This is a genomic window from Amycolatopsis sp. TRM77291 (assembly GCF_054166285.1).
In genome coordinates this window covers 3,945,521-3,968,536 of record NZ_JBSZHF010000001.1, presented here as the reverse complement: position 1 = coordinate 3,968,536, position 23,016 = coordinate 3,945,521, and the positions used below count along the sequence as shown (strand labels likewise).

General features: G+C 68.9%; 18 protein-coding genes and 1 riboswitch. Of the genes, 6 read left to right on the top strand and 12 right to left on the bottom strand.

The genetic code is table 11. The annotated features are described in order from the left end of the window. Window positions 1–88: 88 nt before the first annotated feature. The gene (locus ACXIZN_RS18175) at window positions 89–1,954 is read left to right on the top strand and encodes an ABC transporter ATP-binding protein (RefSeq protein WP_457955830.1); all 1,866 of its coding nucleotides are present in this window, start codon (window positions 89–91) and stop codon (window positions 1,952–1,954) included. 234 nt (window positions 1,955–2,188) lie between these two features. Here ACXIZN_RS18175 and ACXIZN_RS18170 read toward each other — a convergent pair whose 3' ends face one another. Together ACXIZN_RS18170 and ACXIZN_RS18165 are read right to left on the bottom strand one after the other, a co-directional pair. After that, entirely contained in the window at window positions 2,189–3,334 is a 1,146-nt protein-coding gene (locus ACXIZN_RS18170; protein ID WP_457955829.1) for a serine hydrolase domain-containing protein, read from the bottom strand. A gap of 182 nt (window positions 3,335–3,516) precedes the next feature. Further along, complete coding sequence (locus ACXIZN_RS18165; RefSeq protein WP_457955828.1) at window positions 3,517–4,245, bottom strand: sugar isomerase domain-containing protein; 729 nt, start codon at window positions 4,243–4,245, stop codon at window positions 3,517–3,519. 131 nt (window positions 4,246–4,376) lie between these two features. On the opposite strand from ACXIZN_RS18165, the gene ACXIZN_RS18160 reads away from it, so the two are divergent. The 4 genes from ACXIZN_RS18160 to ACXIZN_RS18145 all read left to right on the top strand — a co-directional run bounded on the left by ACXIZN_RS18160 (window position 4,377) and on the right by ACXIZN_RS18145 (window position 8,245). Further along, window positions 4,377–5,072: an alpha/beta hydrolase gene (locus ACXIZN_RS18160; RefSeq protein WP_457955827.1), complete on the top strand. Its 696-nt coding sequence runs from the start codon at window positions 4,377–4,379 to the stop codon at window positions 5,070–5,072. A gap of 21 nt (window positions 5,073–5,093) precedes the next feature. Next, window positions 5,094–6,347: a class I SAM-dependent methyltransferase gene (locus tag ACXIZN_RS18155; RefSeq protein WP_457955826.1), complete on the top strand. Its 1,254-nt coding sequence runs from the start codon at window positions 5,094–5,096 to the stop codon at window positions 6,345–6,347. Between the two features lie 94 nt (window positions 6,348–6,441). Then, entirely contained in the window at window positions 6,442–7,653 is a 1,212-nt protein-coding gene (locus ACXIZN_RS18150) for an LCP family protein (RefSeq protein WP_192745184.1), read from the top strand. 61 nt (window positions 7,654–7,714) lie between these two features. Then, a complete protein-coding gene (locus tag ACXIZN_RS18145) occupies window positions 7,715–8,245 on the top strand; it encodes a GNAT family N-acetyltransferase (protein WP_457955824.1) in 531 nt (176 codons plus the stop codon). Here the strand turns inward: ACXIZN_RS18145 and ACXIZN_RS18140 are convergent. From ACXIZN_RS18140 to ACXIZN_RS18095, 10 genes are all read right to left on the bottom strand, one after another. Then, complete coding sequence (locus tag ACXIZN_RS18140) at window positions 8,232–8,696, bottom strand: peroxiredoxin (RefSeq protein WP_457955822.1); 465 nt, start codon at window positions 8,694–8,696, stop codon at window positions 8,232–8,234. The genes ACXIZN_RS18145 and ACXIZN_RS18140 overlap by 14 nt on opposite strands. Before the next feature lie 88 nt (window positions 8,697–8,784). After that, window positions 8,785–10,632: a diguanylate cyclase domain-containing protein gene (locus ACXIZN_RS18135; RefSeq protein WP_457955820.1), complete on the bottom strand. Its 1,848-nt coding sequence runs from the start codon at window positions 10,630–10,632 to the stop codon at window positions 8,785–8,787. Between the two features lie 209 nt (window positions 10,633–10,841). Beyond that, the gene (locus ACXIZN_RS18130) at window positions 10,842–12,287 is read right to left on the bottom strand and encodes a cytochrome P450 (RefSeq protein ID WP_457955819.1); all 1,446 of its coding nucleotides are present in this window, start codon (window positions 12,285–12,287) and stop codon (window positions 10,842–10,844) included. A 139-nt stretch (window positions 12,288–12,426) separates the two neighbouring features. After that, window positions 12,427–14,700 carry a 5-methyltetrahydropteroyltriglutamate--homocysteine S-methyltransferase gene (gene metE / locus ACXIZN_RS18125; RefSeq protein WP_457955818.1) on the bottom strand — a complete coding sequence of 758 codons (2,274 nt, stop codon included), beginning with the start codon at window positions 14,698–14,700 and terminating at the stop codon, window positions 12,427–12,429. A 101-nt stretch (window positions 14,701–14,801) separates the two neighbouring features. Beyond that, window positions 14,802–15,023, bottom strand: a riboswitch (cobalamin riboswitch). 296 nt (window positions 15,024–15,319) lie between these two features. After that, window positions 15,320–16,396, bottom strand: coding sequence for a ribonucleotide-diphosphate reductase subunit beta (locus tag ACXIZN_RS18120; protein ID WP_126731854.1), 1,077 nt, complete (start codon window positions 16,394–16,396; stop codon window positions 15,320–15,322). 69 nt (window positions 16,397–16,465) lie between these two features. Next, a complete protein-coding gene (locus tag ACXIZN_RS18115; protein WP_457955817.1) occupies window positions 16,466–19,459 on the bottom strand; it encodes a ribonucleoside-diphosphate reductase subunit alpha in 2,994 nt (997 codons plus the stop codon). A gap of 223 nt (window positions 19,460–19,682) precedes the next feature. Continuing rightward, window positions 19,683–20,291, bottom strand: a complete 609-nt coding sequence (locus ACXIZN_RS18110; RefSeq protein WP_457960545.1) for an acetoacetate decarboxylase family protein — start codon at window positions 20,289–20,291, stop codon at window positions 19,683–19,685. Continuing rightward, window positions 20,288–21,127 carry an enoyl-CoA hydratase-related protein gene (locus tag ACXIZN_RS18105; RefSeq protein ID WP_126731858.1) on the bottom strand — a complete coding sequence of 280 codons (840 nt, stop codon included), beginning with the start codon at window positions 21,125–21,127 and terminating at the stop codon, window positions 20,288–20,290. Before ACXIZN_RS18105 ends, ACXIZN_RS18110 begins: the two co-directional genes overlap by 4 nt. 41 nt (window positions 21,128–21,168) lie before the next feature. Beyond that, entirely contained in the window at window positions 21,169–21,639 is a 471-nt protein-coding gene (locus ACXIZN_RS18100; RefSeq protein ID WP_457955816.1) for a tetratricopeptide repeat protein, read from the bottom strand. Next, entirely contained in the window at window positions 21,636–22,028 is a 393-nt protein-coding gene (locus ACXIZN_RS18095; RefSeq protein ID WP_457955815.1) for a MerR family transcriptional regulator, read from the bottom strand. The genes ACXIZN_RS18100 and ACXIZN_RS18095 overlap by 4 nt, the downstream gene beginning before the upstream one ends. 50 nt (window positions 22,029–22,078) lie before the next feature. Between ACXIZN_RS18095 and ACXIZN_RS18090 the strand changes: the two genes are divergently transcribed. After that, on the top strand, window positions 22,079–22,939 hold the full coding sequence (locus tag ACXIZN_RS18090; protein ID WP_457955814.1) for an NAD(P)-dependent oxidoreductase: 861 nt from the start codon (window positions 22,079–22,081) through the stop codon (window positions 22,937–22,939). The last annotated feature ends 77 nt before the right edge of the window (window positions 22,940–23,016 follow it).

Sequence of the window (23,016 nt, the reverse complement as noted above, 5' to 3'; positions counted from 1 at the left end):
CATCCGGTGTGCCGCGGTGTTGGTCATGCTTATATCCGGGAAAACCCTCGACTAATATCGAGGTTCTGGGGGCGAAGAGAGGGTTCTCATGGACAACACCTGGTCGCTGATGAACTCGGCGATGAAGTCGGCCGACGTTCCGAAGGGGCTGCACAAGGGGACGCTCCGCCGCGTCGCGCGGTTCGCCAGGCCGCACTGGCGGAGATTGCTGATATTCCTGGCGCTCACCGTCGTCTCGGCGGTGCTGGCGGTGAGCACGCCGGTGCTGGCCGGGAAGGTGGTCGACGCGATCGTCGGCGGGCACGACGTCTCGCTCGTGGTGTGGCTCGCCGTCGTGATCGCCGTGCTGGCGCTGATCGACGCCGGGCTCGGGCTGGCCGAACGGGCGCAGTCGTCGAGGATCGGCGAGGGGATCATCCTCGACCTGCGGCTCGCGGTGTACCGCCACGTGCAGCGGATGCCGGTCGCGTTCTTCACGCGCACCCGCACCGGCGCGCTGGTGAGCAGGCTCAACAACGACGTCATCGGCGCGCAGCGGACCTTCACCGCGACACTGTCCGGTTTGGTCACCAACGTGATCCAGCTGGCGCTGTCGCTGGTGGTCATGGTGACGTTGTCCTGGCAGGTCACCCTGCTGGCGCTGGTGCTGCTGCCGGTGTTCATCCTGCCGACACGGCGCCTCGGACGGCGGATGGCCGAGCTGCAGCGGGAGGCCGGCGGGCTCAACGCGTCGATGACCACGCAGATGACCGAACGGTTCTCCGCGCCGGGCGCGACGCTGGTGAAGCTGTTCGGCGACCCGGAGCGCGAGACCGGTGAGTTCGGCGCGCGGGCCGGGCGGGTGCGCGACATCGGCGTGCGGACGGCGATGCTGACGCGCTGGTTCCTGACGAGCCTCACCACGGTCTCCGCGCTCGCACAGGCGCTGGTCTACGGGCTCGGCGGTTACCTCGCGCTGACCGGGGCACTCGCACCCGGCACCGTCGTGGCGCTCGCGTTGCTGCTGACGAGGCTGTACTCGCCGCTCACCGCGCTGGCGAACGTCCGGGTGGACGTGATGACCGCGCTGGTGTCGTTCGAGCGGGTCTTCGAGGTGCTCGACCTCAAGCCGATGATCGAAGAGAAGCCGGATCCGCGCCGCGTTCCCGAAGGCCCGGTCTCGGTGGAGTTCTCCGGCGTCCGGTTCGGCTACCCGGCGGCGGACCGGTACTCGCTGGCGTCGCTGGAGGATGTGTCCACTTTGGATCACCGGGGTGGCGAGGAGGTGCTGCACGGCATCAGCTTCCGTGCCGAACCCGGGCAGATGGTGGCATTGGTCGGTTCGTCCGGTGCGGGCAAGTCGACGATCGCCTCGCTGCTGCCGCGTCTCTACGACGTCGACGCCGGGTCGGTCAAACTGTCCGATGTGGACGTTCGCGACCTGAGTTTCGCGTCGCTGCGGGAAACCGTAGGTGTGGTGACCCAGGACGGGCACCTCTTCCACGACACGATCCGCGCGAACCTCGAGTACGCGCGGCCCGGCGTCACCGACGCCGAGATCTGGGCGGCGCTGGAGAAGGCACGGCTGGCCGACTTGCTCCGGGAACTGCCGGACGGGCTGGAGACCGTGGTGGGCGAGCGGGGTTACCGGCTCTCCGGCGGGGAGCGGCAGCGGCTGACCATCGCCCGGCTGCTGCTGGCGCAGCCAAGGGTCGTCGTCCTCGACGAGGCGACCGCGCATCTGGACTCGCAGTCCGAAGCGGCCGTGGGCGAGGCGCTGACCGACGCGCTCGACGGGCGGACCGCGCTGGTCATCGCGCACCGGTTGTCGACGGTCCGGGCGGCCGATCAGATCCTGGTGATCGAGCACGGGGAGATCGTCGAGCGGGGGACGCACGAAGACCTTCTCGCGCGTGAAGGGCGCTACGCGGCGCTGTACCTGACTCAGTTCTCGGAGGAGCCCGCGGCCGCGTGACCCTCGGGTCGGTCGTGAGCGGCGATTCGGGTCGGGTGGTGAAGGAGGCCACCACCACCTTCAGCGACCACAGCAGGTACAGCGGTCGCGCGTGAAGGACCCCTTCCCTTGGCTCAGCCGAGGAAACTCGACCTTCACACCTTGCCTCCCAGTACATGAAGGCCCCCTTCCTTGCGCTAGGCGCAAGGAAGGGGGCCTTCATGTACTTCAGGCGGGCGCCGGTGCCGAGCCCATTTACGACCGCAGGGCGGCGAAGGTCGCGTTCACCAGCGCCATCTTTCGCGGATCATCCCGCATCAGCGGACCCATCCGGTTCATCGTGTAGCCGAAGGCGATCCCGCTTTCGGGATCCGCGCCGCCGGACGAGCCGCCGAACCCGTCGTGCCCGAAGGCGCGCGGATTCGGTCCGAAACCGCGTTCCTCACTGCCGAGGTAGAAGCCCAGCGCCCATTCGTTGCCCAGCCCGCCGACGAGGTCGGCCTCGCGGCCCTGTCCTTCGCGGGCGGTCGCGAGCGCTCCGGCCGAAAGCAGCCGGCCCGAAGCCAGTGCTCCGTAGATGGTCGCGATGGCCCTGGCGGTGCCGTGCCCGTTCAGGGCGGGCAGGATCGCGCGCCGCCACTCCGGCTCGTTGGCGTCGCGGCCTTGCACGCGCGGGTTCGCCAGCGCCGCGAGGGCGACCGGGCCGGCGTTGGCGAACGCCTGCGTCAGCGCGGTCGTCATCTCGTCGCTGAGCACGGGTTCGACGAGGGTGGAGCAGCGTGCCAGATCGGCTTCGGAGTCCAGGCCGATCCGGAAATCCGCGTCCAGGGGGCCGGCGATGTGCCGGGCGAAATACGCGCGGACGTCCTGCCCGCTCACCCGGCGGATCACCTCGCCGACGAGGAACCCGAACGACAGCGCGTGGTAGCCGCTGGCGGTGCCCGGCTCGAAGAGCGGGGCCTGCGCGGCGAGCAGTCCGGTGATGTGGTCCCAGTCGTACAGTTCCTTCACCGTCACCGGCCGCTCGAGTCCGATCCCGGTCACCCCCGAGCGGTGCGAGAGCAGCCACCGCACCGGGATCTCCCGCTTGCCCGCCGCCGCGAACTCGGGCCAGTACTTCGCGACCGGCGCGTCGAGGTCGAGCAGCCCGGCGTCGGCGAGGTGGTGCGCGCAGAGCGCGGTCATGCCCTTGGTGGTCGACCAGACGTTGGTGAGCGTGTCGGCCCGCCATGGGGTCGTGCGGTCCGGATCGGCCCAGCCCGCCCAGAGATCGACCACGGTCTCGCCGTGCCGGGTCACCGAGAACGCGGCGCCGATTTCGTCGCGCCGGGCGAAGTTCTCCTCGAAGGCGGCGCGGACGGGTTCGAAGCCCGCCGCGCACTCGCCGTGGATCTCGGTCATGGCACGGACCTCCTGCGGACACCGACCGGTCGGTATGTGACCGTAGAAGCACCGCGCGGACGAGTCAAGGAACTCGTCCACGCGGTGGAGCTTCATAAGCCAAGTTCGCGGTCTTCGCGCCCAGGCGGTCCCTGACGGCACCTGGATCACGAAGCCCATCGCACAGGCTTAGGAAAAACGCCCTAGCGGAGAGCCGGAACCCGGGCGCTGTACTTGGCAAGCAGCGCGGCGTTGGCCTCGTCGCCACCGTCCACGTTGGAACTGCGCCACAGCGGGATGTCGACGCCCTGCGCCGCACCGAGGTCGACGACCTCGGCGAGCACGAGGTTCCACAGGAACGCGTTGATCACCGTGGACAGCGGCGCGGTCCGCGGCGCGTCCGCCGGGTAGCTCGCGTCCCCGGGACGGACGTGCGAGTCGAGCACGATGCTCGCCTCTTCGATGAGCGTCGTGGCCGCGCGTTTGGGCGCCGCGGCCACCGACGCGGCCGAACTCACCGCGATGACCGACGCCCCGCGCTTCCGGGCGCCGGCGGCCAGTTCGACCGGATACGGGTTGACCCCCGACGTCGAGAACACCACCAGCAGGTCGTCCGGGCCCGGCGCGCGCTCGGCCAGCACCTCTTCGGCCAGCCCGGAGCGGCGTTCGGTCTTGGTGCTGTGCTGCGCGCCGTGCAGGGGCAGCAGTTCGGGGTGGTAGACCGGGTACACGCAGGCGAGCCCGCCCGCCCGGTAGAAGGTCTCGGCGACCGCGGCCAGTGAATGCCCGGCCCCGGCGGTGAACACCAGGGCGTCCGCCCGGATGACCCCCAGGATCAGCTCCGCCGACTTCCGGATCTGCTCCGCGTTACTCCGTTCGGCCTCCGCGAGCCGTTCGGCGACGCCTGCACAACGTTCGGTGGTGCTCACCACATCCGCCCTTCCGTCTGGAGATCAGCGACGAATGTATCGCGTGGACCAATGGCCGAAGTGGAATACATCGGGTCATGATCGGGGTTGACCCGATCACTGCGGCCGGGGTTTCGGAGACTGGAGGGTCCAGGGTGAGCGAGGCTGATCCCGCGGTGCGGACTTGGCGGGCACGCGGCCGGGTGAACGGTGTGGTGCTGGTCCTGCACGGCGGCGCGGAGCACAGTCATGCCCGCGTGGCGCCGTGGCGGCTGGCGTACCAGCGGATGGTGCCGCTGGCGAAGGACGTCCATCGGGCGGGCCTGGCGCACGGGGTCGAGGTGCGCCTCCTGCGCAACCGGATCTACGGCTGGAACGACCACGGCACCGACGCGCTGGCCGACGCGCGCTGGGCGCTGGAACGCATCCGGGAAGACCATCCGGGCGTTCCGGTGATCCTCGTCGGTCATTCGATGGGCGGACGGGTCGCGCTGCGCGTCGCCGACGATCCGGCCGTCATCGGCGTCGGCGCGCTGGCACCGTGGACACCACCGGGTGAACCCATCGACGCCGTCGGCGGCCGCGCCGTGCTCATCGCGCACGGGACCAAGGACCGGATGACCGATCCCGTGGCATCACACGCTTTCGCGGAACGCGCCGAAAAGGTGACATCGCGGTCCGCGCGATTCGAAATAGGCGGCGAAGGGCACGCGATGCTACGAAGGTCTCGCGTCTGGAACCGTCTCGTACGGGCTTTCACCCTTGAGCTGATCGAAGCCGGGGGAAGCGACGAAACGCTGAGCGGCGCCTGGGGGCGGCCGAGCTCGGAACGGCTGCGGATCCCGGTCTAGACCGGGCGGGAGGGAGTTCTCATGTCCACGTCGAGCGTCGATCGGACGGCCGGTTCGTCCACCCCTGACGAAAACCGCTGGCCGGGGCTGGCCACCCCGCCGCATTCCCCCTTCCGGGCACGGATCGCCGAGCAGTTGTTCCGGCACGCGGTGCGCCCGCTGAACGTCCGCGTGCGCATGCCCGACGGCTCGCAGCTCGGCGCGGGCGGGCCGGACGCGCCCGAGATGCGGCTCAACCGTCCCGCCGCCTTCTTCCACCGCCTCGGCGTGGACGCGAAGATCGGCTTCGGCGAGGCCTATATGGTCGGCGACTGGACGAGTGACGCGCTCGCCGAGGTGCTGACCCCGTTCGCGGAACGGATGGCGACGCTCATCCCGCCGCTGCTGCAACGGTTCCGCCGGTTCGTCGACCGCGGCCACCCCGCGGGCGAGGAGAACACCGTCGAGGGCGCGCGGGCGAACATCCATCGCCACTACGACCTGTCCAACGATCTGTTCGGCGCGTTCCTGGACCCGTCGATGATGTACTCGTCGGCGTTGTTCGGCCCGGACGACGACCTCACGGCCGCCCAGCACCGCAAGATCGACAGCGTCCTCGACTACGCCGGGGTCCGCGAAGGCAGCACCGTGCTCGAGATCGGCACCGGCTGGGGCGAACTCTCGATCCGGGCCGCCGCGCGCGGGGCCGAGGTCACGTCACTGACCATTTCCGAGGAGCAGGCGAAGCTGGCGACCGAGCGCATCGCGGCGGCGGGCTTCGCCGACCAGGTCGACGTCCGGCTGTGCGACTACCGCGACGCAGGCGGCGAGTACGACGCCGTGGTCAGCGTCGAGATGATCGAGGCCGTCGGCGAGTCCTACTGGCCCACGTTCTTCGAGACCATCGGGAAGCGGCTGAAGCCGGGCGGCAGGTTCGGGCTCCAGGCCATCACCATGGACCACGAACGCATGCTCGCCGCGGCCCGGTCCTACACCTGGATGCACAAGTACATCTTCCCCGGTGGGCTCATCCCGTCCACGACGTCGGTCGAGCAGGGCATGCTGGCGCACACCAGGCTGAAACTCGAGGGCGTACGCGAGTTCGGTCAGGACTACGCCCGCACGTTGCGGCTGTGGCGGGAGAAGTTCACCCAGCGGTGGGACGAAATCACCGAACTGGGCTTCGACGACGTCTTCAAGCGGATGTGGGAGTTCTACCTGGCGTACTCCGAAGCGGGGTTCCGTTCGGGGTATCTCAAGGTCCACCAGTTCGGATTCGCCGAAAACGGACGGTGAGGTCCACCCAACCGATGCGGGGTGCCGGACGTCCTTCACCTAGGGTCTGCGGTTGACTGGGCCCTACACGCGAGATCGGGACGGGTGATTCGGCATGACGTATGGAGGCGACGACCGAGGGCGACGGATGCCGCCGCCGCAGCGGCCGCCGTCCGGCCGCCCCCGGCGGCATCAGCCCGCGCAGATGATGCCGCTGCCGGGCCGGGGGAGCAGCCCGTACGACGAGCGGACGAGGCCCATGGGGCACGGTGGCCAGGAACGGCCCGCCGGTCCGCCTCCGCGCCGTCCAGGCCCGCCGCAGCCCCCTCCGGGGCGCCCGATGGACGACGCGCGCCCGCCGCGGCGGCGTAAGCGCTGGGGCTTCGGCAAGGTGCTGCTCACCCTGCTGACCGTGTTCGTGGTGTTCCTCGCCGGCGTGTGGGTGTACCTGGAGTTCTCCATCAACCGCGTCGACGCGCTGGCCGACTACTCCGGCCGCCCCGTCGCGGCCGAAGGCACCAACTGGCTGATCGTGGGCTCCGACAGCCGCGACGGGCTGACCCCCGAAGAGCAGGAGAAGCTCGTCACCGGGGACAGCAAGGCCGCCGGTGGCGGCAAGCGGACCGACACCATCATGATCGCGCACATCCCGTCCAACAGCGTCAAACCGACGCTGCTGAGCCTCCCGCGCGACTCGCAGGTGACCATCCCAGGGCACGGGAAGAACAAGATCAACTCGGCGTTCTCGATCGGCGGCCCGACGCTGCTCGCGCAGACCGTCGAAGGCGCCACCGGCCTGCGCATCGACCACTACGCCGAGATCGGCTTCGGCGGCTTCGCGAAGATCGTCGACGCGATCGGCGGGGTCCACATGTGCGTGGACAAGCCGATGGAGGACACCCTCACCAAGATCAAGATCCCCGCGGGCTGCCAGGACCTCCAGGGCCCGCAGGCGCTCGGGTTCGTCCGCATGCGGCACAGCGAGGCCACCCCGCGTTCGGACCTCGACCGCGTGGCCAACCAGCGGAAGTTCATCGGCGCGATGGTCAGCGAGATCGGCAGCCCCGGCACCCTGCTCAACCCGTTCTCGCTGTTCCCGCTGCTGTCGACGGCACCGGACGCGCTGACGATGGATTCGGGCGACCACGTGCACAACCTGGTGGGGCTGGCGCTGGCGATGCGCGGGATCTCCTCGGGCGGCGTCGTCACCACGACGGTGCCGGTGACCAGCGGTTCGGCGGAGAACTGGGACAAGACGAAGTCGAAGCTGCTGTTCGACGCGTTGAAGAACGACACGGAGATTCCGGACAGCGCGATCCTGACCTGATCCGACGGCGGGCCCCCGAAAACCGGAGGCGCCCGGATCGAAGGCGAGTCACCATGGGTGGATGGAAACGCCCGCCGAGACCCTCGCCGACGAAGCCGTCACCCTGCGCCGCTGGCAGCCGGAGCAGCTCGAAACCCTCGCCGCCGTCGCGGGGGATTCGGCCGCGCACCTCGGCGCGTGGATGATCTGGGCCGCCTACGGTTACGGCCGTCGCGAAGCCGCCGACTTCCTGGAGAACACCGCGAAGAACTGGGCCGAGGGCAAGACCTACGACTTCGCGATCCTCGCCGGGGAAGACCTCGTCGGCGGCGCCGGCATGATCACGCATCCGGACCGGATCGAGATCGGCTACTGGCTCGGCAGGCACCACACCGGCCGCGGCTACGCGACCAGGGCCGCGCGGCTCCTGACCGCCGAGGCATTCCGGCTCGGCGCGCCGGAGGTCGAGATCCGGCACGACGAGAAGAACCTCGCGAGCGGTGCCGTGCCCGCGCGGCTGGGGTTCACGACGATCGGCGACGAGGCCGCCGAACCGCCGCTCGCTCCGGCCTGCGCGGGCGTCAACCGGATCTGGCGGCTCAAGCGCCCTTAGTCTTGCGCTCCCGCAGGGCGGCGAGGGCTTTGTCGGCGTGCACGGTGAACTTCAGCTCGCTCTTGATCACTTCGAGCACCTTGCGGTCGGTGTCGATGACGAAGGTGTGCCGTTTGGCGTGCAGCGGGCTGAACTTGCGCCAGACACCGAACTGTTTCGCCACCACACCGTCCACATCGGACAACAGGGGATAGTCGAAACCGTGTTTGGCCGAGAACTCCTGCTGTTTGGCGACGGCGTCCGGGCTGATACCGACGCGGTGCGCGCCCACCTCGGCGAATTCCGCGGCCAGGTCGCGGAAGTGACAGCTTTCCGCGGTGCAGCCGCTCGTCATCGCGGCAGGGTAGAAGAACAGCACGACCGGGCCGGACGAGAGGAAGTCCGACAGCGTGCGCTGCTCGCCCTTGTCGTCGGGCAGGGTGAAGTCCGGGGCGATGTCACCTTGGTCCATGGACCGATCCTGTCACGTCAGTGGGCGGAGCTGAGGTCTGCCCGGGCGCGAACCCGCCCTGCCGAAGGCTGAGCGGCGCCCTGTCACGTCAGTGGGCGTGCCGTTCGATGAGCTCGTCGACCTCGTCCCCGGTCGCGGAATCCGCCACGAACGAACCACGCGCCGCGAGCACGCCGTACCGCCGCAGCCGTTCGGCCTGTTCGTGACTGAGGACGCCTTCCGCGCCGATACGCAGCTTCAGCTCCTTGGCCCTGGCGACCAGCTGGCACAGGTGGCGGACGTCGGCCTCGTCCTCGCCGTCGGCCAGCGCGTCGACGACCGCGCCGGACAGGATCACGTGACGGACCGGCAGCCCGTGCCGCGGGATCAGCTCCAGATCGTCCGAACCGGAGATGGTCAGCACCAGCTGAGCGCCCAGGTCGGCCAGTACGGCGAACGAGTCGAGCACCTCGCCGCCTCCGTCGAGGATGGATTCGCGGTCCGTGCACAGCCGCAGCGCCTGGGCGGGCAGGTTGTGCCGGTCGAGCTGTTCCTTGACCAGCAGCACCAGATCGGGCTCGATGGCCAGCCGGTTCGGCAGCCGAACACAGACGTCGGGCGCGGCTTCGCCGAACCTGTTCCGCCACCGCGCGGTGGCGGCGAGCGATTCGGCCAGCAGCCACCGGCCGAGCGGGATGGTCATCCCGGTGATCTGCGCGAGCGGATAGAACTCGTCCGAGTCCAGTTCGCCCTTCTCCGGGTGGCTCCAGCGCAATCCGGCGTTGACCGCGGCCAGCTGGTCGGGATTCGCGAGTTTCACCGTGGGCTGGTAGATCAGCGAGAACTCGCCGTTCTCCAGCGCGCCGGCGATGACCGCGCCGAGCTGGTAGCGGCTCCGGTCACGCGCGTCGAGTTCCGGGTCGAACAGCATCCACTGCGCCTTGCCCGCCTCCTTGGCGCGGTGCAGGGCGATTTCCGCGGCGCGAAGCAGGTCTTCGGGACCACCTTCGGCGACGCCGCGGACGACGATGCCCGCGCTCGCGCTGACCCCGATCCCGTGCCCGCCGAGGTAGATCGGCTCGACCAGTTCCTCCAAGGCCTGCTCGACCAAGGCGATCACCTGCGGCGAGGTGAAGTCGCCGCGCAGCAGGACGGCGAACCCGTCGCCGGACAGCCGGGCGACGGAACCCTCGTACCTCCCGGTGAAGACCGACGTGAGCTTCTTCGCGACCCCACGCAGCACCTGATCGCCGACACCGGCTCCGAGACCGTCGTTGATCACCTTGAAGCCGTCGACGTCGAGATAGACGAGCGCGACCTGCTCGGTGCCGGACCCGGCCAGCGCGGTTTCGAGGGCGTTGCCGAACGCGGTGGCGTTGGGCAGGCCGGTCAGCGGGTCGTGCACGTTCTGGTGCAGCAGCCGTTCCTGCAGCAGGTGGATCTCGTTGGCGTCGGCGACCATCAGCACCGGATAGGCCGAATCGGGCCGGTCACCCGGGAGGTCGGTCAGCGTCACGTCGACCCAGAGCGTGCCTTCTTCGCAGTGGTCCAGCAGCAGGCGTTCCTGTTGCGTCGGCTGGCCGTGCGTCATGAGCTGCGCGAGCCCGTTCCGCAGCCGGGCGACGTCGTGTTCGGCGGCGCCGAGATCGGGGATCTCCCGCCCGCGCAACGCGGCGGGACGGCAGCCGAGGAGACGGCCGAGCGCGGCGTTCGCCTCCACGATCACGCCGTTGGCGTCGGCGAGGGCGATCCCGATGGGCGAGGCGGAATAGAGCTTGGAGAAGCGCAGCACGGCGGGCTGATGGTCGGGCTCGGCCAGGACGGCGTCCTGGGCGACACCGAGCAGCAGCTGTTCGAGTTGCTCCTTGGGAAGCGATACTCCTTTAGTGTCAGCGAGCGTCTCGGCCCATCTCCGAGCGACGTCCACCAACCCTGGCGCGGAACCAGGTTCGGGCACACTTCACCTCTTAATGCGCGGTCGATGGCCAGCTCAGACCGGGTGTCCGAGCCCATGGACCCACACTAGGTATGAGCCGGCCGGGTGTAGTGCCACGGCATCATGCGCGATCCGGGGTGTCTACCGGCTGAAAGGGTGATCGCTGCTACACGAGTGGTGACCGGACGTTACCAAGAGTACTCGATAGTGGTTGTCCGATTGGCCCGGCTTCAGCGGGCCGTCAGCCGGATCGGCAGGCCGTCGGCGGGAACGGGCAGCGAGACGTAGTCCCAGCGCGCGGTGTAGTCCTCCGGCACCGACCACCGATACGCCCGCAGCATCTCGTGCAGCAGCGCCTTCACCTCGAACGTCCCGAAATGCAGGCCGATGCACTTGTGCGCGCCGCCGCCGAACGGCATCCACGCGTAGCGGTGTGACTTGTCCTCGCGGCGTGCCTCGCCGAAGCGGTCCGGGTCGAAACGCATCGGGTCGGTCCAGTGCTCGGGCGAGAAATGGTTGACGGTGGGGGAAACCCCGACGAGTGTACCTTCGGGAATGAAATGCCCGAGGACCTCGGTGTCCTTCACGGTCTTCCTGGTCAGGGAAGGAACCGGGGCCACCAGGCGCAGGGACTCCTTGATCACCAGGTCCAGCGTCGTCAGGGTCTCCAGCGCCTCGATGTCCGGCACGTCGTCGCCGAGCGAGAGGGACTCCTGACGCGCGCGTTCCTGCCACTCGGGGTTCTTGGCGAGGTGGTAGACGGCGGCGGCGCTGGTGATCGTCGACGTGTCGTGCGCGGCCATCATCAGGAAGATCATGTGGTTGACGACGTCGGAGTCGGTGAAGCGGTCACCGTCTTCGGTGGTGGCGTGGCACAGCGCGGTGAAGAGGTCGTCGCCGTCGCCCGCCCGTTTCGCGGGCAGGTTCGCCGAGAAGTAGCGTTCGAGGACCTTGCGGCCGTGCAGGCCCGCCGCCCAGCGGCCGCCGGGAACGGGAAAGCGCACGATGGCCGTGCCGGCGCGCACGGAGTTCACGAACGCGCGGTTGATCGAGGCCGCGTCGTCGCCGGACCGCATGCCCATGAACACACGCGTCGCGACGTCGAGCGTGAGTTGCTTGAGGGACCAGTAGATCCGCGGGTTCGGCCGGTCCGCCCACGCGGCGACGCCCTCACGCAGGGCCGGTCCCATCTGGTCGACGTAGCCGGTGAGCCGCTGACGGGTGAACGCCGCCTGCATGATCCGGCGGTGCAGGTGGTGTTCGCCGAAGTCGAGCAGCATCAGGCCGCGGTCGAAGAACTGCTCGATGAAGAACTTCCAGCCCTCCTGTGAGAAGGCCTTGTCCTTGTTGACCAACGCGATCTGCGTGGCCTCCGGGCCCGTGAGCGCGACGATGCGGCGGCCGAACGCGCCCATCCACGACACCGGGCCGTAGGTCTCGTAGCGTTTCAGGCCGAACTCGATGCCGAAGCGCATGAAGTCCAGCGCGTGGCCGACGACCGGCGGGCCCTCGTCGCCGAGGACGGGTTTGAGGCCGGGAGGGGCGGGCGCGAGTTCGCGGACCGGCCACGTCGCGCCGAGCCAGCGCTGATCGACCGAACGTGGCAGGGGGATCGAGGTGAGAGGCGGGACCCGCTCGCGCAGCGCCCCGGTGACCTTTTCGACGGCGTTCGCCATGGGTGACCATCTCCCCGCTGAGATCGGTTACCGCTCCACCATCGCACCCTTGTTGACGTCCTGACAATACCTCGATGGAAGTTCCGTGAAGGCCTCCTTCACTACCTTGAGGGTAGGGAAGGAGGCCTTCACGGACCGGTCAGGCCAGCTCGGCGCGGACCGTGCGGGCAGCCGCGACCAGGTTCCGCAGGGCCGGCTCGACCTCCGCGTAGCCGCGGGTCTTCAGGCCGCAGTCCGGGTTGACCCAGATCCGCTCGGCGGGCACGGCCCCGACCGCGGTCCGCAACAGCCCGCTGACCTCGTCGACGCCGGGGACGCGCGGCGAGTGGATGTCGTAGACGCCCGGCCCGACGCCGCGGCCGAAGCCCGCCGCGCCGAGGTCGGTGACGACCTCCATCTTCGACCGCGCGGCCTCGATGCTGGTGACGTCGGCGTCGAGCGCGTCGATCGCCTTGACCACGTCGCCGAATTCCGAGTAGCACATATGCGTGTGGATCTGCGTCGCGTCGTCGATCCCGGACGTCGCGAGGCGGAACGACGAAACGGCCCACGCGAAGTACGCCTCATGCGCCGCGGCGCGCAGGGGGAGCAGTTCCCGCAGGGCCGGCTCATCCACCTGGATGACGCGGATGCCCGCCTCCTGGAGGTCGTGCACCTCGTCGCGGATGGCCAGCGCCACCTGGCGGGCGGTCTCGCCCAGCGGCTGGTCGTCGCGGACGAACGACCACGCCAGGATCGTCACCGGACCGGTCAGCATGCCCTTGACGGGTTTGCCGGTCAGGCTCTGCGCGTAGCGCGCCCACCCGACGGTCATGGGTTCCGGACGTGAGACGTCGCCGTACAGGATCGGCGGCCGGACACAGCGCGAACCGTAGGACTGCACCCAGCCGAAGTCGGTGGCCGCGAACCCGGCCAGCCGCTCGGCGAAGTACTGCACCATGTCGTTGCGCTCGGGCTCGCCGTGCACCAGCACGTCCAGGCCGAGGTCTTCCTGCAGCCGGATGACGCGCTCGATCTCGGCCTTCATCGCGGCCTCGTAGCCCGCGTCGTCCAGCGAACCCGCCTTGTGCGCCGCCCGCGCTTTGCGGACCTCGGTGGTCTGCGGGAACGAGCCGATCGTGGTGCTCGGCAATGGCGGCAGTTCCAGCGCGGCCTGCTGTGCCTCCGCGCGCCGGGCGTAGGGGGAGCGGACGGTGTCCTCCGGCCGTAGTGCCTCCAGCCGGGCGCGCACTCCGGAGTCGGCGAGATCGGCCGCCGCCGCGCGATCCGCGGCCGCGGCACGGGCGGCGGAGAGATCGACTCCCTCTTCTTTCAGCGCTCGTCCGAGCAGCACGACCTCGTCGACCTTCTGCTTGGCGAAGGCGAGCCAGCCCTTCAGACGCGGGTGAAGTCCGTCCTCCCGCTCGACGTCGTAGGGCACGTGCAGCAGCGAGCAGGACGTCGACACGCTGACCGACCGCGCGGTGCCCAACAGGGTCGCCGCCCGGCTGAGCGCGCGGGCCGGATCCGTGCGCCAGACGTTGCGCCCGTCCACGACCCCGGCGAGAACCTCCTTGTCCCGCAGGGCGGGCTCGGCGGCGACGGCGTCCACAAAGGACTCGTCGGTGACGAGGTCGACGGCGATGGCGTCGATCGGGGAACGGGCGAGCACGCCCAAGCCGCGACCGAGACCGCCGAAGTACCCGGCGACCAGGATCTTGGGCCGCGCGGTCTCCTTCGCGAGCCGGTGATAGGCGCGGATGAGCGCGTTGAGCTCCCGCTCGGTGCGGTCGGCGGCGAAGGCGGGTTCGTCGAACTGGACCCACTCGACGCCTTCGTCGCGCAGACGGCGCAGCAGCTCGACGTAGCCGTCGAGGAGGTCGTCGAGCAGGTCCAGCGGACGGAAGCCCTCCGGAGCGGTCTCCGACGGCTTCGCGAGCAGCAGGAACGTCACCGGGCCCACCAGCACCGGCCGGGTCTCGACGCCGACCGCGCGGGCTTCGCGGTATTCGTCGAGCGGTTTGGTGCCGGTGAGCGAGAACGTCGTGTCCGGGCCGAGTTCGGGGACGATGTAGTGGTAGTTCGTGTCGAACCACTTCGTCATCTCCATCGCGGGCGCGTCCTGCACCCCGCGTGCGGCGGCGAAGTAGGTGTCGAGCGGCGAGAGGCCGAGCGTGGTGAAGCGCTCCGGCAGCGCGCCGAACAGCTCGGCGGTGTCGAGCACCTGGTCGTAATGGGAGAAGGTGTTGCAGGGGACGGAATCCAGCCCCGCGGCCTTCAGTTCCCGCCAGGCCCGGGTGCGCAGCGCGCGACCGGTGACCAGCAGTTCGGCCTCGTCGATCCTGCCCGCCCAGTAGCGTTCGAGTGAACGCTTGAGTTCCCGGTCCGGTCCGATCCGGGGGTAGCCCAGCACTGTCGTGCCGATTTCGGTCACAGCTCTCTCCTCGCGAGCTTGTCGTGAGAGCCCGGAGCGCGCGCAGGAGTGACCGCCGTTCGGTCGCGCCCATCCCACGAGGCCCGGACTCACGCACGCCGTCGGCGCGCGTACCACGGGCAGGTCTTCGGACTCGTGGGCGACTCGCTCGCGCCTACCGGCCGTCGCTTCCCGGGACGCCATGCCCAGTGCTTTACCGTGTCTCGCACGGTGACGGCTTTCGTTCCCACATACCGCTGCGGGGCAGTCCCGGATTCGCACCGGGTTCCCTGTTACCTCGACCGGCCGGGGAGGCCGGGCGAACCAGTAGCACTCCGGAGCGTACCGAGACGCGCTAGTGGCCCGCTGGACATGTGACGAACCGGACGCCACGCGTGACCAGATGGACGACACGCGTGATTGAGGGCGTAACTCTCGTGATTGAGGGCGCAACTCTCGTGATTGAGGGCGTAACTCTCGTGATCGGGGGCGTAACTCGCGTGTCTGGAAACGGAACACGCCGGGCGGAGGCCGCCCGGCGTGTCGTCCGTCTGATCACGCGAGTTCGCCGCCCAATCACGCGAGTTACGCGTTTGATCACGCGAGTTACGTGTTCGGGCACGCGAGTTGCGTGCGGGGGTCAGTCCCAGTCGAGGGCGCCGCCCGACTGGTACTCGATGACGCGGGTCTCGAAGAAGTTCTTCTCCTTCTTGAGGTCCATCGCCTCCGACATCCACGGGAACGGGTTCTCGGTCTCGCCGAAGATCGGCGCGAGACCGATCTGCTGGGCCCGCCGGTCGGTGATGAAGTGCATGTACTGCTCGATCAGCTCGGCCGAGAGCCCGAGCATGCCGCGCGGCATGGTGTCGCGGGCGTAGGCGACCTCGAGTTCGCACGCCTCGGTCAGCATGGTGCGGACCTCGGCCTGGAACTCCTCGGTCCACAGGTGCGGGTTCTCGATCTTGATCTGGTTGATGCAGTCGATGCCGAAGTTCAGGTGGATCGACTCGTCGCGCAGGATGTACTGGTACTGCTCGGCGATGCCGACCATCTTGTTCCGGCGGCCGAGCGAGAGGATCTGCGCGAAGCCGGTGTAGAACCACATGCCCTCGAAGATCACGTAGAACGCGACGAGGTCGCGCAGGAACGCCTGATCGGCCTCCGGCGTGCCGGTCTCGAAGTCCGGGTTCTCCAGGTTCTGCGTGTACTTCAGCGCCCACGCGTCCTTGTCCGAGATGGACGGGACCTCGCGGTACATGTTGAACAGTTCGCCCTCGACCAGGCCGAGGCTCTCGCAGATGTACTGGAAGGTGTGCGTGTGCACGGCCTCCTCGAACGCCTGGCGCAGCAGGTACTGGCGGCATTCGGGGTTGGTGATCTGCCGGTACACCGCGAGCACGATGTTGTTGGCCACCAGCGATTCCGCGGTGGCGAAGAAGCCGAGGTTGCGCTTGAGCATGGTGCGCTCGTCCTCGGTGAGGCCGTCGGGCGACTTCCACAGCGCGATGTCGGCCTGCATGGCGACCTCGGTCGGCATCCAGTGGTTGTTGCAGCCGGCGAGGTACTTCTCCCACGCCCAGGTGTACTTCATCGGCAGCAGCTGGTTGACGTCGGCGCGGGCGTTGATCATCCGCTTGTCGTCGACGTTGATACGGGCGGCGCCGACTTCGATCTCACCGAGGCCGGTGGCGTCGGCGGAAGCGTCAAAGGTGGTCATCAAAGCTCCAAGAGGGCGTCGTGAGTGGTAAGGACGGTTGGAACCGCCCTTACCACTCACGAGGATGTTTTACTGGCAGGCTTCGCAGTCGGGGTCGTCGATCCGGCAGGCGGCGCCGTCGGTGGCGACGAAGTCGACGTCCGAGACCTGCGGCATCTCCTTCGGCTCCGGCTTGGCTGCCGGGGCGGTCACCGGGACGGCCGGGACCGCGGCGGCGGGCGACGGCGAGACCGAGGCGGAAGCCGAGGGGGCGGGCGAAGCGGCGGGAGCCGGAGCCGGGGCGGCAGGCTTGGGCGTGGCCGGGGCCGGGGTGGCCGAGACCGCGTTCAGCTTGCCGTCGGTGCCGCGCAGGGTGCTCTTCTCCACGTGCGTCGCGGACCGAGCCCGCAAGTAGTACGTGGTCTTGAGGCCCTTGTGCCAGGCGTAGCGGTACAGCTCGTCGAGCTTGCGGCCGCTGGGCGCCGCGATGTACAGGTTCAGCGACTGCGCCTGGTCGATCCACTTCTGGCGCCGCGAACCGGCGTCCACCAGCCACTTGGACTCGATCTCGAACGCGGTCGCGTACAGCGCCTTCAGGTCGTCCGGCACGCGGTCGATCTGGCCGAGGCTGCCGTCGAAGTACTTCAGGTCCGACACCATGACCTCGTCCCACAGCCCGCGCTCCTTGAGCGAGCGGACCAGGTGCGGGTTCACCACGGTGAAGTCACCGGACATGTTCGACTTGACGAACAGGTTCTGGAACAGCGGCTCGATCGACTGCCCGACCCCGCAGATGTTGGAGATCGTCGCGGTCGGCGCGATCGCCATCACGTTGGAGTTGCGCATACCGACGGTCTTGACCCGCTCGCGCAGCGGCGCCCAGTCCAAAGTGGACGAGGTGTCGACGTCGAGCGCGTCGCCCTGGCGCGCGTCGATCAGGAGCTGCATCGAGTCGATCGGCAGGATTCCCTTGCTCCACAAGGAACCCTCGAACGTCTGGTACTGGCCGCGCTCCTCGGCGAGGTCGGTCGAGGCCGAGATCGCGTAGTAGCTGATGTGCTCCATGCTGGTGTCCGCGAACTGGACGGCTTCGTCCGAGGACAGCGGGACACCGATCTCGAACAGCGCGTCCTGGAAGCCCATCAGGCCCAGCCCGATCGGGCGGTGGCGCAGGTTGGAGCGGCGCGCCTCCGGGATCGTGTAGAAGTTGATGTCGATCACGTTGTCGAGCATGCGGACGGCCGTGCGCACGGTCTTCTCGAGGCGCTTGGTGTCGAGGCCCTCGGGGGTGACGTGCTTGAGCAGGTTCACCGAGCCGAGGTTGCAGACCGCGACCTCGTCGGTGGTGGTGTTCAGCGTGATCTCGGTGCACAGGTTGGACGAGTGCACGACACCCACGTGCTGCTGCGGCGAACGCAGGTTGCACGGGTCCTTGAAGGTGATCCACGGGTGGCCGGTCTCGAACAGCATGGTCAGCATGCGGCGCCACAGGTCGACCGCGCGGACCTTGCGGAACACCTTCAGCTCGCCACGTTCGGCGGCGGCCTCGTACTCGCGGTAGCGCTCGGCGAACGCGTTGCCGTAGAGGTCGTGCAGGTCCGGGGTCTCGTTCGGCGAGAACAGCGTCCACTGCGCGTCGGCCTCGACGCGGCGCAGGAACTCGTCCGGCACCCAGTTCGCGGTGTTCATGTCGTGCGTGCGACGACGGTCGTCACCGGTGTTCTTGCGCAGGTCGAGGAATTCCTCGATGTCCACGTGCCAGGTCTCGAGGTACGCGCAGGCGGCGCCCTTGCGCTTGCCGCCCTGGTTCACCGCGACCGCGGTGTCGTTGGCGATCTTGAGGAACGGCACGACACCCTGCGACTGGCCGTTGGTGCCCTTGATGTGCGCGCCGAGGCCGCGGACCGGGGTCCAGTCGTTGCCGAGGCCGCCCGAGTACTTCGCCAGCAGCGCGTTGTTCTTGTACGCCTGGAAGATCGAGTCCAGGTCGTCGTCGACGGTGGTCAGGAAGCAGGACGACAGCTGCGGGCGCGTGGTGCCCGAGTTGAACAGCGTCGGGGTGGACGCCATGAAGTGGAACGTCGAGAGCAGCTCATAAAATTCGATCGCACGAGATTCCCTGTCATCCTCGCGGATCGCCAGGCCCATCGCGACGCGCATGAAGAACGCCTGCGGCAGCTCGAAACGGACGCCGTCGTGGTGCTGGAAGTACCGGTCGTACAGGGTCTGCAGGCCGAGGAAGCCGAAGTCGAGGTCACGCTCGGCGCGGATGGCCGCGGTGATCTTGTCCAGGTCGAAGGTCTGCAGCTCGGGGTTGACCAGCTCCAGCTCGATGGCGCGCTTGAGGTAGTCGCGGAAGTACTGCGGGTACCGCGCGGTCATCTCGTCCTGGCTGGCCTGCTGCGGCACGCCGGCGAGGTAGCTGAGCGCCTCGCCGCGGAGCTTGTCCGCGAGCAGCCGGGCGCTGACGTAGGAGTAGTTCGGCTCCTGCTCGACGAGCACGCGCGCGGCCATGATCTGGGCGAGGGCGAGTTCGTCGGCGCTGATGCCGTCGTAGACGTTGCGCTTGGTCTCGGCAAGCACCGGCTCGGCCGAAACGTCTTCGAGACCGGCGACGGCCTCGCCGACGACGTGCGAGACGCGGGCCCAGTCGAGCGGGCGGAGCGAGCCGTCGGCGGCCTTGACGCTGATGGCGACGTCGGACGAAGCGGGCTTCTCGGCCTCACGGGCCTTCGCGCGCTCGTCGCGGTACAGGACGTACGCGCGGGCGACCTTGTGGTGCTCGCCGCGCATCAGCGCCAGCTCGACGATGTCCTGGATCTGCTCGATGTGCAGCGCGGTCTCGGGACCGGCGTGGCGGAGCAGGGTGGTCTCGATCTGCTCGGTCAATTCCTTGACCAGGTGGTGGATCCGCGACGAGGCGGCCGCGTCACCGCCCTCGACGGCGAGGAAGGCCTTGGTCACGGCGACCGAGATCTTGTTCGCGTCGAAGGGGGACACGCTGCCGTCCCGCCGGATGACCCGCACGGTCGCGGGCGTGGTGTCCGAAGACGAAGGTGGCCGCTGACCGGTATCGACTGACATGCGTCACTCCAAAAAGGGCGCGTTGAAGCACCACAAGGCCTCACAAGGCCGTGCGCTGCACGTTCACAAAGCTGTCCGACCACCGCTCCCGAGCGGTCTCCCCGTCGCTGGGCGGTGCCGGTCCTCAGAGACTACATGTAGGGGTCAGAGGCTGCACGTGCCCCAATGGGTGGCGTGTCGTCGGCTCACCCTGGCGGGTTAGACGATCACGCTGAGCGGCTGGTCAGCCGCCGAAGACGATCTTGAAATCGTGCAGGCACGCGCTCAGCGCGGGCCGCTGACCGGCGAGGAAGCCGAACGGGCCGGACTCGTTGATCCGCCAGTCCGCGGCCGCCGGGTGCGGACGCGCCGTCGCCCGTACGGGGCTCCTTTTGAGACGGCCGTCCAGCATCTGGACGACGTCGAAGGCCGCGGGCATCCGCACCGGGAGACTCGGGCGGGGCGTGAAGGCCGCCGTCGCGATCCAGTCTTCGTGGGTGGCCGCCGAGGCCGTGAAGGTCCGTCCGTGCGTGAAATCGAGCGCGGCGAGATCCTTGGGGATGCCCCACAGCGCCCGTCCGCCGGCGAGGGAGACCTCGCTGTCGACCCAGATGTCGGTGATGGAGCTGGAGAGGCGTTCGCCGCGGACCGCGACGGTCGCCAGCAGCTCGTGATACCGAAGCTGTCCGGGCTCCTGGTAGTCGATCCACGCGGTGAACACCTGGGCTCGGCCGCCCAGTGTGATCGGCTCGACACCGCCGGGCAGTTCCGGGAGTTCGCTCACCGGGACACGCCAGACCGACAGGTACGCCTGACCCGCGAGGTTCCAGGGCTCCGGGGGATAGGCGGTCACGAGTTCCGCCACGGCAGGTAGGCGGGCTGGTCGGTGTCGACGCGCATGGAGAACTCCGGTGGTCGTTTCTGCAGGAAGGACATGACCCCTTCGACCGCGTCCGGGCTGGAGCCCAGGCCGCCGATCAGCCGGGAGTCCAGTTCGTGCACGGGGAACGGCGACTCCGCGCTCGCCATCCGGTACAGCAGCTGCCGGGTCACGGCGACCGACACCGGCGACGTGGTCGTGGCGATCTCGGTGGCGAGTTCGCGGGCCTTGCCGAGCACTTCTTCGGGCTCGTGGACACTGTGCACCAGTCCGGCGGCTTTCGCTTCCTCGGCGCCGAAGACGCGTCCGCTGATCATCCAGTCGAGTGCCGTGCCCATCCCGACGAGCCGCGGCAGGAACCACGCGGACGCGCCCTCGGGGTAGATCCCGCGGCGGACGAACACGAAGCCGAACCGCGAGTCCGTGGACGCGAGCCGGTAGTCGCAGGACAGCGTGATCGTGATGCCGCCGCCGACGGCCGCGCCCCGCAGGGCCGCGATCACCGGCTTGTTCATCGTGAAGATCCGTTTCGAGCAGCGTCCCGCGGGCTCCTGCCACGCCGCGTCCGGGCCGGACTCGGGGTCGAAGTCGAAACCGCCCTGCGAGAGGTCGGCGCCCACCGAGAAATCCTTGCCGTTGCCGGTCAGGATCACCACGCGGACGTCCTCGTCGCGGTCGGCCCGGTCCATCGCGTCGCCGAGTTCGTCGGCCATGCGGATGGTGTAGCCGTTGCGGGCCTCGGGCCGGTTGAGCGTGACGGTCGCGATGCGGTCGGCGACCTCGTAGGTGATTTCGGCGTACGCGCTCATGACGTGAAAGTAAGGCTACGTTGACAAGGTGTCAATAAGGCTCATTCGACGTCGTCCAGATGGTCCGCGTAGTACTCGACCGCTCGCCGGTACCGCTGGACGCCGTCGTCGGCGCTGGTCGCCGCGAGCACCTTCAGCAGGGTTCCCGCCGCCTCGCGCGGCTCGCCGACGTTGTAGAGCGCCATCGCGAGGAACGTCCTGAGCGCCGCGTCATCCGGGAACTCGCCGAGGCCTCGCCGCAGCGTCGCGAGCGACTCGTCGTACCGGCCGAGGACGCGATAGGTGCTGCCGAGCCCGACGAACACCCCGTGTCTGTCCTCTGTGGACAAACCTTCGCCGGCGAGCGCCTGTTCGTAGAATGGGGCCGCTTCGGCTTCCAGTCCGGCAGAATCGTGCGCCCACGCGGTTTGGTAGGCGATCACGGCGTCCCGTGGATTCCCCTCGGCCAATTCGATCAACCGCCGGCGTGCCTCGTCGGTGCCCTGATCCCGCAGCCGGATCGCCTCGTTCACGCGGCGGCGCCGTCGAAGGGCGGGTAGGCGTCGCCGCCGACACGCTCGGCCACGGCGATGTAGTCGGCCAGCGCGTCGCGCGACCGGGTCAGCTTGGCCAGCTGCTCGTCCAGGCGGCCGAGCCGATCGCGCATCGCGGCCAGCAGCTCGGGACAGCCGATCAGCTCGGGTTCCTCGCCGATCGCGCAGGGGAGCAGGTACGCGATGTCCTCGGACGACAGGCCGGCGGCGAGCAGATGGCGGATCTGCTTCACCCGCAGCAAAGCCGTCTCGTCGTACTCGCGATATCCGTTCGGACCGCGGCTCGCCTCCAGGAGGCCTTGGGCTTCGTAGTAGCGCAGCTGGTGGGCGTTGACGCCCGTCCGGTGACTCAGTTCACCGATCTTCATCGCTTTCCCCACTTGACCTTCATACCGGTATCAACGTTGACGATCGTGCCATGACAGACAACGAGAACACCCCGATTTCCGTCGTCGGGCTCGGTCTCATGGGCACCGCGCTCGCCCGCGCGTTCCTGAAGGCCGGGCATCCCACGACCGTGTGGAACCGCACCGCCGCCAAAGCGGACTCCCTGGTGGCCGAAGGCGCGCGGCTCGCGCCGACGATCGGCGACGCGCTCGGCCCGGGCGCCGTGACGATCCTGTGCCTCACCGACTATTCCGCCGTGCGCGAACTGCTCGGCGACGCCGGGCTGTCGGGTACGACACTGGTCAACCTGACCTCGGGTGACTCCGGGCAAGCGCGGGAAACCGCCGCCTGGGCGGAAAAACAGGGCGCCCGGTACGTCGACGGCGCGATCATGGCCATCCCGTCGGCGATCGGGACCGCCGAGGCGGTGATCCTGCTGAGCGGGCCGCGGCCGGACTTCGAGATCGGCGCGCTCGGCACGGTCAGCTACCTGGGCGAGGACGCCGGGCTGGCTTCCCTGTACGACGTCGCCGGTCTGACGATGATGTGGAGCGTCCTGAACGCGTGGCTCCACGGCACCGCGATGCTCAAGACGGCCGGTATCGACGCCGCGACGTACGCGCCTTTCGCGCAGCAGATCGCCGTCGGGGTGGCGGGCTGGCTGCCCGGGTATGCCGAACAGATCGACAAGGATTCCTTCCCCGCCGAGGTGTCGGCGCTGGAGACCGACGCGCGGGCGATGGCGCACATGGTCGAGGAGAGCGAGGCGCTGGGCGTCAACGCCGAACTGCCGAAGCTGATCAAGGCGATGGCCGACCGTGCGATCGCCGCCGGGCACGGCGGGGAGCAGTACCCGGTGCTGATCCGGGAATTCGAGCGGGCGGGGGAGTAGAGCGTGTCTTGAGTGCTTCCGGGTGACGCGTGCCGGCTGTCTGATCACGCGTGCCGTCCGGTTCGGTTCCGTGGGTG

Excerpts from the sequence above, each read along its gene's own strand:
- ACXIZN_RS18120 (WP_126731854.1), bottom strand. The coding sequence starts at position 16,396 with ATGACCACCTTTGACGCTTCCGCCGACGCCACCGGCCTCGGTGAGATC.
- ACXIZN_RS18140 (WP_457955822.1), bottom strand. The coding sequence starts at position 8,696 with ATGGACCAAGGTGACATCGCCCCGGACTTCACCCTGCCCGACGACAAG.
- ACXIZN_RS18170 (WP_457955829.1), bottom strand. The coding sequence starts at position 3,334 with ATGACCGAGATCCACGGCGAGTGCGCGGCGGGCTTCGAACCCGTCCGC.
- ACXIZN_RS18145 (WP_457955824.1), top strand. The coding sequence starts at position 7,715 with ATGGAAACGCCCGCCGAGACCCTCGCCGACGAAGCCGTCACCCTGCGC.
- ACXIZN_RS18115 (WP_457955817.1), bottom strand. The coding sequence starts at position 19,459 with ATGTCAGTCGATACCGGTCAGCGGCCACCTTCGTCTTCGGACACCACG.
- ACXIZN_RS18175 (WP_457955830.1), top strand. The coding sequence starts at position 89 with ATGGACAACACCTGGTCGCTGATGAACTCGGCGATGAAGTCGGCCGAC.
- ACXIZN_RS18155 (WP_457955826.1), top strand. The coding sequence starts at position 5,094 with ATGTCCACGTCGAGCGTCGATCGGACGGCCGGTTCGTCCACCCCTGAC.
- ACXIZN_RS18150 (WP_192745184.1), top strand. The coding sequence starts at position 6,442 with ATGACGTATGGAGGCGACGACCGAGGGCGACGGATGCCGCCGCCGCAG.
- ACXIZN_RS18095 (WP_457955815.1), bottom strand. The coding sequence starts at position 22,028 with ATGAAGATCGGTGAACTGAGTCACCGGACGGGCGTCAACGCCCACCAG.
- ACXIZN_RS18130 (WP_457955819.1), bottom strand. The coding sequence starts at position 12,287 with ATGGCGAACGCCGTCGAAAAGGTCACCGGGGCGCTGCGCGAGCGGGTC.
- ACXIZN_RS18105 (WP_126731858.1), bottom strand. The coding sequence starts at position 21,127 with ATGAGCGCGTACGCCGAAATCACCTACGAGGTCGCCGACCGCATCGCG.
- ACXIZN_RS18090 (WP_457955814.1), top strand. The coding sequence starts at position 22,079 with ATGACAGACAACGAGAACACCCCGATTTCCGTCGTCGGGCTCGGTCTC.